This window comes from bacterium (assembly GCA_020854115.1).
Taxonomy (GTDB): Bacteria; Patescibacteriota; Saccharimonadia; order CAILAD01.
Genome location: JADZGC010000004.1, coordinates 92115 through 106501, shown reverse-complemented (window position 1 = coordinate 106501; position 14387 = coordinate 92115). Strand labels below are relative to the sequence as shown.

The 14387-nt window shown below is 49.8% G+C and carries 12 protein-coding genes, 2 rRNA genes and 1 pseudogene; 4 read left to right on the top strand and 11 right to left on the bottom strand.

Annotated features, from left to right (window positions below):
* Positions 1–14: 14 nt before the first annotated feature.
* From IT415_00835 to IT415_00815, 5 genes are all read right to left on the bottom strand, one after another.
* Positions 15–326 (bottom strand): ribosome-binding factor A, encoded by a 312-nt coding sequence (locus IT415_00835; GenBank protein MCC7543236.1) that lies wholly within the window; start codon positions 324–326, stop codon positions 15–17.
* A 3-nt stretch (positions 327–329) separates the two neighbouring features.
* Positions 330–2120 carry a translation initiation factor IF-2 gene (locus tag IT415_00830; GenBank protein ID MCC7543235.1) on the bottom strand — a complete coding sequence of 597 codons (1791 nt, stop codon included), beginning with the start codon at positions 2118–2120 and terminating at the stop codon, positions 330–332.
* A complete protein-coding gene (locus IT415_00825; GenBank protein ID MCC7543234.1) occupies positions 2121–2360 on the bottom strand; it encodes a DUF448 domain-containing protein in 240 nt (79 codons plus the stop codon).
* 3 nt (positions 2361–2363) lie between these two features.
* Positions 2364–3458 (bottom strand): S1 RNA-binding domain-containing protein, encoded by a 1095-nt coding sequence (locus IT415_00820; GenBank protein MCC7543233.1) that lies wholly within the window; start codon positions 3456–3458, stop codon positions 2364–2366.
* Between the two features lie 176 nt (positions 3459–3634).
* Positions 3635–3997: a hypothetical protein gene (locus IT415_00815; GenBank protein MCC7543232.1), complete on the bottom strand. Its 363-nt coding sequence runs from the start codon at positions 3995–3997 to the stop codon at positions 3635–3637.
* Positions 3998–4107: 110 nt separating this feature from the next.
* On the opposite strand from IT415_00815, the gene IT415_00810 reads away from it, so the two are divergent.
* Both IT415_00810 and IT415_00805 read left to right on the top strand, forming a co-directional pair.
* Positions 4108–4929, top strand: a complete 822-nt coding sequence (locus IT415_00810; GenBank protein MCC7543231.1) for an ROK family protein — start codon at positions 4108–4110, stop codon at positions 4927–4929.
* A gap of 23 nt (positions 4930–4952) precedes the next feature.
* Entirely contained in the window at positions 4953–5417 is a 465-nt protein-coding gene (locus IT415_00805) for a hypothetical protein (protein ID MCC7543230.1), read from the top strand.
* A 63-nt stretch (positions 5418–5480) separates the two neighbouring features.
* On the opposite strand, the gene IT415_00800 is transcribed toward IT415_00805, so the two are convergent.
* Positions 5481–5687: a hypothetical protein gene (locus IT415_00800; GenBank protein MCC7543229.1), complete on the bottom strand. Its 207-nt coding sequence runs from the start codon at positions 5685–5687 to the stop codon at positions 5481–5483.
* 297 nt (positions 5688–5984) lie between these two features.
* Between IT415_00800 and IT415_00795 the strand changes: the two are divergent.
* Positions 5985–6666 (top strand): annotated as a pseudogene (locus IT415_00795) (IS1595 family transposase).
* Between the two features lie 112 nt (positions 6667–6778).
* Here the strand turns inward: IT415_00795 and rrf are convergent.
* Positions 6779–6886: ribosomal RNA gene (gene rrf / locus IT415_00790) — 5S ribosomal RNA — on the bottom strand.
* A gap of 166 nt (positions 6887–7052) precedes the next feature.
* Positions 7053–10247: ribosomal RNA gene (locus tag IT415_00785) — 23S ribosomal RNA — on the bottom strand.
* Positions 10248–10696: 449 nt separating this feature from the next.
* On the opposite strand from IT415_00785, the gene uppS reads away from it, so the two are divergent.
* Positions 10697–11392: a di-trans,poly-cis-decaprenylcistransferase gene (uppS, locus tag IT415_00780; GenBank protein ID MCC7543228.1), complete on the top strand. Its 696-nt coding sequence runs from the start codon at positions 10697–10699 to the stop codon at positions 11390–11392.
* 13 nt (positions 11393–11405) lie between these two features.
* Here uppS and IT415_00775 read toward each other — a convergent pair whose 3' ends face one another.
* From IT415_00775 to IT415_00765, 3 genes are read right to left on the bottom strand one after another with little or no spacing between them, the layout of a single operon-like run.
* A complete protein-coding gene (locus IT415_00775; GenBank protein ID MCC7543227.1) occupies positions 11406–12104 on the bottom strand; it encodes a dienelactone hydrolase family protein in 699 nt (232 codons plus the stop codon).
* Between the two features lie 38 nt (positions 12105–12142).
* Positions 12143–13459, bottom strand: coding sequence for a ferric reductase-like transmembrane domain-containing protein (locus IT415_00770; GenBank protein ID MCC7543226.1), 1317 nt, complete (start codon positions 13457–13459; stop codon positions 12143–12145).
* Between the two features lie 4 nt (positions 13460–13463).
* The gene (locus IT415_00765; GenBank protein MCC7543225.1) at positions 13464–14342 is read right to left on the bottom strand and encodes a hypothetical protein; all 879 of its coding nucleotides are present in this window, start codon (positions 14340–14342) and stop codon (positions 13464–13466) included.
* Positions 14343–14387: the final 45 nt, after the last annotated feature.

Below are 14387 nucleotides of genomic sequence, written 5' to 3'. Positions count from 1 at the left end.
TATCGGGTCAATTCTCAGCCCGATAACAAATGAGCGATCTTCGATGCATACTCACCCGCATCATCTGCCTCGATAGTTACACGCGGTGTAAATTTGCTCGTTAGGTTCCGCGCCAATAATCGTGCGACTTCGTGCGTCGCTCGCTCTTGTTGACCCGGCGTAAGCTGCCGCCACCCAGCGACCCAAACAGTGGCTTGCTTCATATCAGGAGATACTCGAGCCCGTGTAACAGTCAATAATACCTCTCGACTCAAGTTCAACTCAGCCAAGGCCTGCGCTGCATAACGCTGTATCTGTTCTGCTACCCGATCAGACCGTCGCGACATCACTTATAGGGTACGAGCCACCTGCTCGTGCTTAATGAAGCGAAAAATATCCCCTACCGCGAAGGTCATGGTACGTTTGACAAGCATGCCGCATTCTTCTTCCACAAGCGCGGCCTGAACCACATCAGAACCTTTTTTGAGCTCCATAAGCTCTGTACTGCCGACCACTTCGCCTTCACGTACCACTTCGATTTCAACGCCAGGCTCTACCGACCCACTGAGTACCTTGCCTCCGCAGATAACCGTATCTTTTGCTGTCTTAAATATCGCCAACAGCTCCAGCGTACCAAGCTCCGTTGTAATGGTTTCAGGCTCAAGTAGGCTTGTGAGCCATTCGCGCGCATCATCGAGAAGCTCATAGATAATCTGATATAACTTATATGTAACGCCTGTTCGCTTTGCTAATTGGTTCACTGCAGACTGAATCGACACATGGAAGCCAAGTACTACTGCACCGGTTGCATTCGCGGTATTAATATCGTTCTCGGATATATCGCCTATCCCCGAGAAAACGATATTGATAGCCACCTCGTCATTCCCGATTCCCTCAAGGGCTTGAAGAATTGACTCAACTGATCCCTGAGTGTCCGCTTTGAGAATAACTGCCACCGTTTTGACCTGTCCGCGATTTACTGCCCGTTCAATATCATTTGCAGAAACTACCTTATTGCGCACAAGGCTCTTGATACTCGTCTCTCTACTCTTTGCTGCCAACCAATCTTTGGCGACCTTCTCAGAGGCCACCCCCTCAAACCAATCTCCATACGCAGGTACACCCTTAAAGCCAGTCACCACCACCGGCATACCCGGAGTTGCCGCCTTCATTCGTTGGCCTTTTTCATTCTCCAGAGCTCGGACCTTCGCATACGTCGATCCTGCCACTATCACACTTCCAGTCTTGAGTCGCCCCTCTTGCACTAAGAGTGTTACGACGGCTCCCTTGCCAGTCTCCATGTGGCTTTCAATAATTACACCCCGCGGTGAGCCCACAAAGTGCGCTTGAGGCTTCTTGAGGTCTGCCACAAGCAATACCATGTCTAGTAATGTATCTATGCCGTTACCTGTCTTTGCTGAGACCTCGACGCATGGCACATCGCCACCCCAATCGTCTGGTACGAGACCAATTTCACTCAGCTGTTGTTTGGTCTTGTTGACGTCAGCGTCTAGCTTGTCGACCTTATTTATTGCCACCACGAGACCAGCATCAGCTTCTTGGGCAAGTCGCACTGCCTCTTTGGTCTGTGGCTTCACACCATCATCAGCTGCCACAACTATAACTACCACATCAGTCACACGCACACCATGTGCCCGAATCACACTAAATGCCTCATGCCCTGGCGTATCGAGAAACGTCCCCATGCGCTTGTTGCGCTCAACCTGATAGGCGCCGATGTGCTGCGTAATCCCACCAGACTCAGATGCTACAACCTCTGCATTTCGAATTGAGTCAAGAAGGCTGGTCTTTCCATGGTCAACATGCCCCATCACTGCTACCACAGGCGGACGGTCCTGGAGATCCGTGAGCTCCTCTTCTATCTCCATCTCATCACTTGGCCTGAGATCAACAACTTCTTCAAGCTTGAGTTGAAAACCAAGTTCGTCTGCGATAATTGAAGCTGTGCCAAAATCAATTGATTCATTGATCGTTGCCATCACACCGTTTTTCATCAATACCCCAATCAGTCTTGCTGGGCCCATCTCAAGCCGCTTAGCGAATTCACCTACAGTAATAGTCTGGGGAATGAGTACCTCAGTCTTTGAGTCAGTCGATGTGTCGTCTGTATGTTCTTTCATCTAGTTTCCTTGCTTACGGCGCTGTAATGATCTAGCTTGTCCGACAGCAATCTGTGATATTTTGGCCTGGCAGCTCGGTTCATCACAGGCATACCACCCACGACCGCCTTTATTTTTTTGAGGATCTGGCACCGCCACTCCATCAATTACGACCCAGCGATGCAACGCAAGCTTTGGGAATTTCTTGCGACAAGCGCGACAGGTGCGCTCTGGGATATGTCCTGTGCGCGCTGCCGCCATATGCTACTTTTCTTTCGCTTCTGTCTTACCCGCCTTGGCAGGCTTAAGCGACAATGAGAGTTTATGCTGTACCGGATCAATCGCAATGATGCGGAAGGTCTTCTTATCTCCTACCCTCACCAGATCATTCGGATCAGAGACATGTTCTTCGGATAGCTCCGAGATATGTACCAGAGCTTCAATCACTGGGGTAACTTGTACAAAAGCACCAAATGGAGTGATGCGATTGATAGTGCCTTCGACGCTATCACCTACCCTGAACTGTTCGCTCTCTTTCATCCATGGGTCAGGGGTGAGCTGCTTCATCGACAATGAAAGCTTATCTGAATCTATTGCAATCACTTTCGCCTTGACCGTATCACCAACCTTGACATACTTACTTGGACTTTCGACTCGATCCCAAGCTATCTCGGAAATATGGACCATACCCTCAACGCCATCGACATTAACAAAGATCCCGAAATCGACCACTCCAGTTACAATGCCTTCTATTTCGGCACCAACCTCGATCGAGGAGATCTTATCTTCGGTCATCTCGCGACGCGCAGCCTTTTCGGAAACAATCAGTTTATTCTGTTTACGATCAAGGTCAAGGATACGAACCATCAACGTTTGCCCAACGAGCTGATTGAGTCGATGTAAGATTTCATCCTTATCTGCGCCTGAAACGCGAGGATAATTTTCAGCTGAGAGCTGGCTTACGGGTAAGAATCCCCGTATCCCGTCGATTTCGATGAGCAAGCCACCGCGGTTAGCATCAAAGGGCACAATACCAAATACTTCACCAGATTCGTGACGAGTCTCTAGAGTCTCCCAGCCCTTCTCCTTAGCGACCTTACGCAGGCTCAAGATGACGTACCCCTCTGGGGTCTCTGGCTCCAGTACTGAGGCGGACAGCTCAGCCCCTTCATTGAGCCCTTGTGCTGTGTGCTCGATTTCGCGACCTAGAATGACTCCAATGCCGTATGCACCCAGATCAAGCCATATCTCATGCTTGTCTGCCGAGATAACACTCCCCTCGACAATATCACCTGCAGCGAGCACTTTCATCTCTGTCTGCGCGAGGAGGTCATCCATAGTCATAAGTTTTTCTGCCATAATATGTAATTTCTTCCTTTCAAAAAAGATTGCAACAGAACCGAAGAGAAGTACGAAAAGAAAAGTACTTCATAGACCAGTACTGCTACGTTGGGTACAATTATAGCTCTCTATCTGTAAAAAGTAAAGACTCGGCTTTATGCCGAGTCTTCTCAAGCTACTATAACTGAGTGTGCCTAGCGCTGCTTGCGCAATGCTGACTCGGTATCATCCTTAGACTGTTTACTGACATAATAAAGCACTGCCAAGAGTGCAACAGGTACCGAAACCAACCAACCCGCACCAGTTTCAGGAGTAATGCCGTTTGGAGGGGTAATCACTGTTGGCGATGGGGTGCTAGATGGAGTTGGGGTTGCAGACGCGCTAGCAGCTGGTGAAGTTGACGCGCTCTCTGAGGTCGAGCTGCTCTGTTGAGCGAGCTGTTCGTTTTTCTTAAGCTGGGTCTGACGTTGGCTATTCCCATATGCAAAAGTTGCAGCAACAATTAAGACGACTACTGCGGCAGCGAGAATTATGCGAACTGTTGAATTTTTCAACATATGGCTGATATTTCCTTATTAATACACTTACCCCAGATTGTAGCACCTGGTGGCTAGATAGCAAGCGTAAGGGTTTTGTTTTCGCGCCCCGAGCCGTATGATAGAAAGAGATGACAACCTATGTTGGCGTCGATATTGGTGGCACGAAGATACGCCTTACTAAGACCAACCACCCTCAACACGTTGGAGAGACTATTGATATTCCGACGCCGGCTAGTTTTGTCGTAGCACGCCACCATATGGAAGAAATTATCGATCGCTGGCAAATCCGTGCACCGTTTACAGCTATTGGGGTCACAGCGCCTGGTCCACTCGATACAAAGCGCGGGGTTATGACAAAGCCTACACACATACCGTGGCACAATGCGGCTATTATTCCCTGGCTACATGCCCGATACCGCGTACCAGCTACTCTGGTACATGATGCAACGGCTGCTGGTATCTGTGAGGCGCGCATGGGAAGTGCAAAAAAGTATCGCTTCATCCTCTACGTCACAATATCTACTGGTATCGGGTCGGCCCTCATCCTGGATGGCAAGGCGTTGCCAAGTCCTCACAATCCCGAAGGCGGGCGCATCCTACTCAAAACCCCCACGCAGCGTTTCGAGCAAATTGCTAGCGGAACCGCAATTCGGCAGCGCTACGGCCGAATTGCCGGCCAAATCCGTTCGCGCCGCATATGGCGTGAGATCAGCCAAGATATCGCGCTCGGACTCTATGACTTGATTGTTTCAAGCGACCCTGAAGCCGTCATCATTGGTGGAGGCGTGGGCGTACACTACAAGCGCTTCATAAAAGATGTACGAAAGATTATGCGTAGCTACCAACCGTTCTATCAACTCCCACCTATTCTCCAGGCAAAATATACTGAGCACGCCCCGCTGCTGGGAGCACTATTAGTTGCAGCTGACGCTACGCTCGCCGAAGACTAAAAGTCGCTGTATGATAGAGAGTGATGAGGGTGAAACAATCGTTATTAACACGTGTACAGGAGCGCTATAATGACCTCCAATTTGAAGCAAGTGATGACTTCTTGTACGACGCCGCCGACGAGATCATTTACTACGATTCTGATACCGTAGGTGAAAACGAAGGGCAAATTGCCCTACTCCATGAGATAGCACATGCTCAGCTCGGGCATTTCCACTACAATACTGACCTCGAGCTATTTGCCCTAGAAACTCAGGCCTGGGGCCTTACCTCGCAGCTCTGTAAACAATATAGTGTTACTATCCCCGACGAATACCTACGCTCATGTCTCCAAACCTATGCTTCCTGGCTAACCCAACGCGCTACCTGCCCCGCCTGTAATAATTTCTCAACCCAAGACGATGCAATTACGTATCGATGTTTTCTCTGCGATACACGATGGCAGGTCAAAACCGACGTACAGGCGCGCGTTCGTCGCATAAGACTTTAACAAATATGCCTCATACAAAAAGACGCCCTCGGAGGGGCGTCTTTTTGTATGCTTGCGATAGTTTTAAGCTGCTTGCTTAGCGGTCTTATTCTTGCGGCTCTTCAAGCCACCCTTGCGACCGGCTTCTCGTGCCAACTCTGGGTTAGCGGCAAAACCACCGCCAGTGCTTTTCTTTCCACCCATAGCGCCGATGCGCTGGTAAAAAGACTTACCATAACGTTTCTTATTGGTTTCAGCGGCTTTGATGCCACCATTCTTTGTTCCTGGCATTCGCTTATCTCCTGATTATTGATAATCACTGGAGTGCGCCTGCTTTTTGGCCGACCCTCCACGGTCAGCACGCGTAAAACTCCTCACTAATTCTTCGATTTTACTCGAGTAATTAGTTATGCTTCAGGATTTTACGGCATATTTGACTCAAAGTCAATAGTCTTATGTTCGAATGCTACATTCCTTAACTAATTAAGGCCGCAGATGAAGTTGAGCAACCATGGCCAGCACCAAGGCTTGGTGCTATATGTTTTGGTACAAGACCAGTTAACTCCAAAATGTTATGCTAGATAACAGATGAGCGACCGGTACCAGAAACGTCCCCGAATTTCAGATAAGAAGTATCGTGAGATTGCGCGTTACTTTTACGAGGATTTAACAGCTATTCAGATAGCAAACATTATAATGTTAAACTGTAAGCAATTAACGAAGCATAACCTACATACATAGCTGCATTGTACGTTACTGTGATGCCACAAGCCCTCTGAGTGGTAAAAGATGATAGACGAAAGCTATTTTGGTCCACGCAGAGTCCGTGGTGTACGCGGACGCGGAGCCGGTAAGAAGATTGTTGTCTTTGGGCTCATAAAACGTGGGGATAGCGTGTACACCCAAGTCGCAAAGAACGCTTCCAGAGATGTGCTAAAACAGATCATACAAGAAAGGATAACTGGTGATTCTACGGTCTACAGTAACGGCTGGAAGGCCTACGATGGCTTAGTAGATTGGGGCTACAAGCAACATTTCAGGGTAAACCATGGAGAGAATGAGTTTGTAAGCCACGCTAATCCCAGGAATCACATCAATGGCATTGAAAACCTCTGGGGAGTAGCAAAAGTACGTCTATCCAAATTACGAGGTCTTAGGCACGACCATTTCAACCTACATCTTAAGGAATGCGAATTTAGATATAACAATGAGGCATAATGACATGCATACAGAATTACTTAAAATTCTACGGAAGGGGCGGCGGGGCTAGGTATTAAATGGTCTTGTGCCAATTAGAGATAGGCTCATGTCGCTTGTGCTTACATTACATAATTCATCAATAAAAACAAAAAGACCAGGCTAAGACCTGGTCTTCATGATAAATCCGGCACCGCGCTACTTTCCCGCAGAGCAGTATCATCGCCGCAGAAGAGCTTAACTTCGGTGTTCGGGATGGGAACCGGTGGAACCTCTTCGCTATAAGCACCGGTCCGATGTCTCCTCAATGTAAATCAAAGCTACCAGATCGATGCTCATTGGCACACATAGAGAATAAGATACAAACGTGACTTATTTCGACAACACTCTTCAAGAGCGTGTTAGCCGTCTCATGCTGTGACTTGTATGAAGAACGAATTCATCACACAATGTCACGCAAAGAAAAAGTCAATTGGCTATTAGTACGCCTCGGCTGAACACATTACTGTGCGTACACCTAGCGCCTATCAACGTCATAGTCTATAACGAGCCTAATGGGGAAAACTAATCTTGGAAGAGGCTTCGCGCTTAGATGCTTTCAGCGCTTATCCCGTCCGAACATAGCTACCCGGCCATGCCGCTGGCGCGACAACCGGTACACCAGAGGTTCGTTCACTCCGGTCCTCTCGTACTAGGAGCAACTTTCCTCAATTTTCCATACGCCCACACCAGATAGGGACCGAACTGTCTCACGACGTTCTGAACCCAGCTCGCGTACCCTTTTAATTGGCGAACAGCCAAACCCTTGGGACCTGCTTCAGCCCCAGGATAGGACGAGCCGACATCGAGGTGCCAAACAGCGCCGTCTCTGTGGACGATTGGGCGCTATAAGCCTGTTATCCCCGGCGTAGCTTTTATCCGTTGAGCACTACCGATTCCACTTTCCAATAGTGGGTCACTAGCTCCTACTTTCGTACCTGCTCGACGTGTATGTCTCGCAGTCAAGCTGGCTTGTGCGCTTACACTATCACTTCGATTTCCATCCGAAGTTAGCCAACCTTTGAACGCCTCCGTTACTCTTTAGGAGGCAACCGCCCCAGTTAAACTACCCACCAGACACGGTCCCCAACCCGGATAACGGGCTGGGTAAGTGTCAAAGCACGACAAGGGTGGTATTTCATATTTTGACTCCACATCGACTAGCGTCAATGCTTCAAAGTCTCCCACCTATGCTACACATGTCGGGCTCGGACACAATGCCAAGCTGTAGTAAAGCTGCACGGGGTCTTTCCGTCTTGGTGCGGGTAAACGGCATCTTTACCGCTAATGCAATTTCACCGGGTCCCTCGTTGAGACAGTACCCATATCGTTACGCCATTCGTGCGGGTCAGAACTTACCTGACAAGGAATTTCGCTACCTTAGGACCCTTATAGTTAGGGCCGCCGTTCACTGGGGCTTCAGTTTGGAGCTTGCACTCCGCCCTTTAACCTTCCAGCACTGGGCAGGCGTCAGCCCGTATACATCCTCTTTCGAGTTAGCACGGACCTGTGTTTTTGATAAACAGTCGCATGGGTTCTTTCGCTGCGGCCCCGCCACACTATCAACAGATAAGATAATGAGAGGAGACTGTAGCTCCGATATAGAATTTTTTGTATTCGAAACTTACAGGCAAGCCACAACTGCGAACAGTGTGGCGGGGCAGACCTTATCCCGAAGTTACGGTCGCTGTATTGCCGAGTTCCTTAACGAGGGTTCTCCCGAGCACCTTGGTCTACTCGACCTGAGCACCTGTGTTGGTTTGCGGTACGGGCGGCATATATTATTAATCTGCAGCTTTTCTTGTCAGTTTGGCCCGCGCGAATTCCAGTCTTACGACCAGTTTCATTCGTGTTTCACCCTAAAAGGACTACGCACTTAGACGGATATGGCCAGCAATCCGCTCACGTTTCCATCCTGCGTCATTGCAGGGAACATATATACCGGTACAGGAATATCAACCTGTTGTCCATCGCCTACGCTACTCGCCTCGGCTTAGGCCCGACTAACCCTGGGACGATAACCGTTGCCCAGGAAACCTTGCTCTTTCGGTGGGCAGGATTCTCACCTGCCTTATGGTTACTTATTCCAGCATTCTCACTTGATAGCGCTCCACCGTGCTTCACAGCACGACTTCAGCGCCCTATCAACGCTCCTCTACCACTCCCATATTACTATGAAAGTCCGCAGCTTCGGTGTATAGCTTGAGCCCCGTTATATTTTCCGCGCAAGATCACATTTGACCAGTGAGCTGTTACGCACTCTTTAAATGAATGGCTGCTTCTAAGCCAACATCCTGGTTGTCTCTGCAATCTCACCTCGTTTCCCACTGAGCTATAACTTGGGGACCTTAGCTGGCGGTCTGGGCTGTTTCCCTTGCGAGCGCGGAACTTAGCTCCCGCGTTCTAACTGCCATGGTAGTCTCTGTCGGTATTCGGAGTTTGATTGAGCGGGGTACTCCGAGGAGCCCCCAACCCATTCAGTGCTCTACCCCCGACAGGTAGTTCATGACGCTAGCCCTAAAGCTATTTCGAGGAGAACCAGCTATCTCCGGGTTCGATTGGAATTTCTCCGCTAACCACAGCTCATCCAAGCACTTTGCAACGTGCCCTGGTGCGGCCCTCCACATAGTTTTACCTATGCTTCAGCCTGGCCATGGTTAGGTCACCCGGTTTCGGGTCTACCGTATACAACAATAAAGGCGGGCAGTTAACCCTCGCTTTCACTATGGCTCCGTGTCGTAAACACTTAACCTGCTGATATACGGTAACTCGCTGGATCGTTCTACAAAAAGCACGCCGTCACCGCGTAAAGCGGCTCCGACTCATTGTAAGCACATGATTTCAGGATTCTATTTCACTCCCCTTGCGGGGTTCTTTTCACCTTTCCCTCACGGTACTTGTTCACTATCGATCGAACTGTGTATTTAGCCTTGGAAGGTGGTCCTCCCAGGTTCAGACAGGGTTTCACGTGCCCCGTCCTACTCGAGTCAAGCAACAATAAAGACTATCAGTTTTCGTGTACGTGGCTTTCACACTCTTTGGCGGTCCTTTCCAGGCGCCTTCCACTAACATGATAGTTTTGTAACTTTATCCAGGCAGCTTGATCCTGGCTTCTCTGCTCTTTGCGACTTGAGCGCTTGCGCACTTAAGTATGAACATATGCTCGTCGTTCAAGTATACGCATGAAGTTATTTGGACTTCGTGCATGTACTCTTACAAGGAGTGATGTCATAGTCAGGCGCGCAACAACGTTCAAGTCAAGCGAAGAAGAGTCGCTAGCTCACAACCCTCGTTTTAATTATCCAAGCGGACCTTCATAAATGAAGGAAAAAACTAAGTTTGGGCTGATCCCGTTTCGCTCGCCACTACTCCGGGACTCTCGGTTGATGTCTTCTCCTCTGGGTACTTAGATGTTTCAGTTCCCCAGGTGCCCTCCTCATGACCTATGTATTCAGTCATGGGTAACGCGACATGACTCGCGCTGGGTTTCCCCATTCGGAAATCGTCGGATCACAGCTTGGTTGACAGCTCCCCGGCGCTTATCGCAGCCTCCTACGTCCTTCATCGGCACAGTTCGTCAAGGCATTCCTCATGTGCTCTTCGTAACCCTTTTTCTCGTTTGAGATGACTAACACACTCTTTCAAGTGCGTTGTCGGTTCGTTAGAAATAACCAGTCCACAATCGCAAGCTGGTTTACTATTACTATCTCTAACATTAAATCACATTTGTATTACCCTTATTCTCTATGATCGCACCTTATATTTGATAGTCGTCGGCTAGAATCAGTGATTACTATCAAAGATGCTTATGTCAATGAGCAAAATAAAAACGTGGCGCTTTTTTGAGGCGGCCACGCGTGAATCCCCGAGCTAAAATCAGCTTAGTGGCGGGTGCCTCCAAATGTGGATCGGTTACTCACGCGTGGACTACTCCTTATGTATACCTGTCAACGATGGTAGCACGACTGCACATCCGGGGTCAATACTATTTCTCGATAAAAATCAGATGGTGTTTGACTTCTGTCGCAGCTCGAGTAGGATATAATGGTTTCACAAATACACGTATGCAACACGAATCACACATCCCGACCCACGTCGGCTTTATTCTTGACGGTCACCGCCGCTGGGCAAAAGAACAGGGCCTCCCTATCCTAGAAGGCCACCGTCAGGGGTATAAAAACTTCAAAGAAATAGGCCTCAAGACCCTCGAGAGCGGCGTCAAATACGTCACCGCTTATGTGTGGTCGCGCGAGAACTGGCAGCGCAGCACCGAAGAAGTTGCATTTATCATGAAACTACTCGAATGGGTTGCGAAGCATGAGCTCGATGACATCCACACTCGGGGTGTGCGCATACGTATTGCCGGCAATGACGATCGACTGTCAGAAAAAATTCTCAAGCTTATCCGAAAAGCCGAGGACCATACGAAGAATAATACAAACGGAACACTCGTACTGTGTCTAAACTATGGCGGCCATGAGGAGATCGTTGATGCCACGAAGCGGATTGTACGTTCTGGCATGAATCCAGAGGAGATTACTGAGGAAACAATCAGCCAGAATATATACGTGCCCGATGTCCCACCAGTCGATTTGATTATCCGCAGTTCTGGTGAAAAACGCCTTAGTGGCTTCATGCTTTGGCGAGCAGCTTATGCCGAGCTCTACTTTATAGACAAGAAGTGGCCGGACTTCGATGAAACTGACCTCTCAGCTGCGCTAGAAGATTACGCCAATAGACAGCGTCGATTCGGCGCTTAATTAACTGCCGGTACTACCGCTTAAGCCAGTTTGACACATCATTCCACGCAGCTTTAGCCGCAGCTTCGACATATCGATCTGCTCGATCCTCATTGAAGAATGCGTGGCCAGCGTCATACACCTTGATCTGGTGTGAGATCTTAGATTCAGTAAGTAATGTAGATATTTTTTCTCGATCAGCTGCAGGAATCATTGGATCATGCTCACCATATACACCCAAGATCTTGAGACTCTTATCCGCATAGCGTGCTCGAGCTAATGCCTGGACCACCGAATCGCCTGCATAAAATCCCGGTTGCACACTGGCGCCACCATAGCAGGAAACAATATCGGTCACATGGGGGTTAACTCCCGAGAGATACGCGAGCTTGCCCCCAAAGCAAAATCCCCAGACCGCAAGATGCTTTAGTTTGGGCTGCGCTTCTTGTATCATGCCAACTGCCTGCGCCAATAATGGCAAAAATAGTTCTCCAGTCATACGCTCCATGATCTCCATCCCCGACATGTCGTCATACGCAAAAGTCTGCACCTCACCGGTTACAGCATAGAAATGGTCAAGCACATACCCATTCCAGCCGAGCTCTATCTGTACCTTGCCTGCCAGCTCACGCGTGAAGTCTTTGACGCCAAAGATCTCGGGCAAGATAATAATCGCCCGCTCAGCATCAGACTGGGCTTGATACGCATATAGGAAATCACTGATTTGGCCCATACCATCATTATGACAGATTGCCCGCTCGACCCCAAGGATTAGCGGAAACCAAAGTCCTCATAGAGAATATGCTTCTCGCCCACGCCCTGCTTGCGCAAGCCATCATGTATCGCTCGCATCATCGGCGGCGGACCACAAATCAAGAAGTCAGTCCGCTGACAGTCATGTTGCTTCGACAGAATATCGGCGGTCAAAAATCCCTCCTTATCCTGACAGAATAGATGTAGACGGAAGTTTGGATTGCGCTTGGCTATAGCTTGAAACTCAGGCATGAAATACGCCTCCGCACTGGAGGGTGTGCAGTAATAAAAATCAACCGAATACCTTTTCGACGGCAGTGCTTGCGCCATAGCGAGAAATGGCGTGACGCCGATCCCGCCGGCAATCCATACTTGCTTCGAGCCACGCACATGCCGAAAAGTGAAGCCGCCATGCGGGCCCTCTATGTATGCCGTCGTCCCTGGCTTCAGTGCCAACAAGGAAGCCGTGAAGTCACCGAGCACCTTGACGATAAACCGTAGCTGCCTCTGTTGGGACGACGATGCCATGGAGTACGGGTGCGCCTCATCGCTGATCGGATGTCCGACAAAACTCACAAACGCAAATTGGCCAGCCATGAAGTTCATCAAGCGCCCTTTTGGCTCAAGGATAATATCGACTGTCGAGTCACCATGCTTGCGCACTTGTGCGACTGCGTAACGAAACCGTCCTGGCACGAATCGCCCTAGTATCGAATGATAGAAAAAGGCGTAGACCGCCAGCAGACAAAAGACCATCACGTACCACCACAGCAGCTGCGACTTCGCCAAGTTGCCTTGGCTTGCCAAGAAAGCATGGATGAAGCCTGAAAAGAAGACCAGGCCCAGAATACGATGAATCCAGAGAAAGACCTGATAGCGCAGACGCAAGAACACAGTGGCCGGCAGAATCAATAGCATTGCATAAAGTGCGATTATGCCAAAATTGAGCTGCCAATTCGATCCGAGCACCCAGAGCGAGCTAAGCTTATCCGGACGAATACCCGCTAGTCGGATGGTCAAGAAAAAAGGATGAAGGGCCAAAAGCAAGAACGACAGGCCACCCGTAATGTGATGCCAATGATAGACCTTATCAAGCCCCCCAAATAACTTCTCTACCCAACGCCACCGAGCCGAAAGGATTACCGACCAGCTGTATAAGATTGTGCCGGCAAATGCTCCGATATTTGCGAGGCTCTTCCAGATAACAGCGCTATTCGCCACGCGACCCTGCAAAGGTACTACCAAAGCCCAGAGTAACAACACCATCCCTACTGAACCCCATATAATTGCGGCACCGATTGGGCTGCGACGCATATCTATAGTTTGTACTGACATCTTATTATCCTCCTACTGTTGGTTGTACCGCCTGGCACTGCGGGTCGCTTGTCGGGTTAATGCTACAGCGACTCTGCGTTGCCGCATTAACACTAAACAGGATAATTACCGAGACCAATGACAGCGAGCCGAGTACTACGCCAGCTATTGCAAGCCCACGTCTTGGGCTCCCGAGAGCCGGTACTCCCAACCCTATGGCAGCAAGGCTTACAGGAGCAACAGCGATAATGTAATTCAGCTGATTACTAATAAAGATTTCTAACAAAACCGACATTGCCCCGACAAGTAGAGCGGCAAGCGCTAGGCTTGATCGCTTGTTTGATTTCACTGTACTAGTGGATACCGGAGCTGGTACTGGAGCTTGCGCCGAGGGGGGCTGAGTAGCCACCGGAGCTACCGAGGGAGCTGCGGGGCGCGGTGCAAGCGCATCCATCATTGGAGCGCCTTGCACAAGCGCCGTCGGTGCTGGTTGCTGCGGGGCGGGCGCAAACTGTGCGGGAGCAGGCTGGCTCTGCGGAGCTATTGGCTGCGGCATTGGCTGGGCGGGTACCGGCTGGTTAGCTGCCTGCATTGCTACCGGTGGAGGTACTATCATCTGGGGAGGTGGCGATGGAGCAGTCATTATTGGTGCTTGCGGTACTCCGTTTTGCACAGGCTGGGGTGCTGCCGCTTGTGGTAAGGGTGGCATAGGGCTGGGGGCAATAGGAGGCACCACCATAGCCTGCGCTTGAGGATATACCGGCGCCTGTACGGCAGCAACTGACTGCTCAGGGTTTGGACGAACAATCTCCCCCACTCCGATACTCGGATTTGGATTCAATTGTACGGCGGGAGTCCCGCCACCTGGCTGCATTACATCCCCCGATGCTATACGCGGATCCATTATTCTCCAAAAATTAGTTATGCTTATCTTATATTGTGACTGACT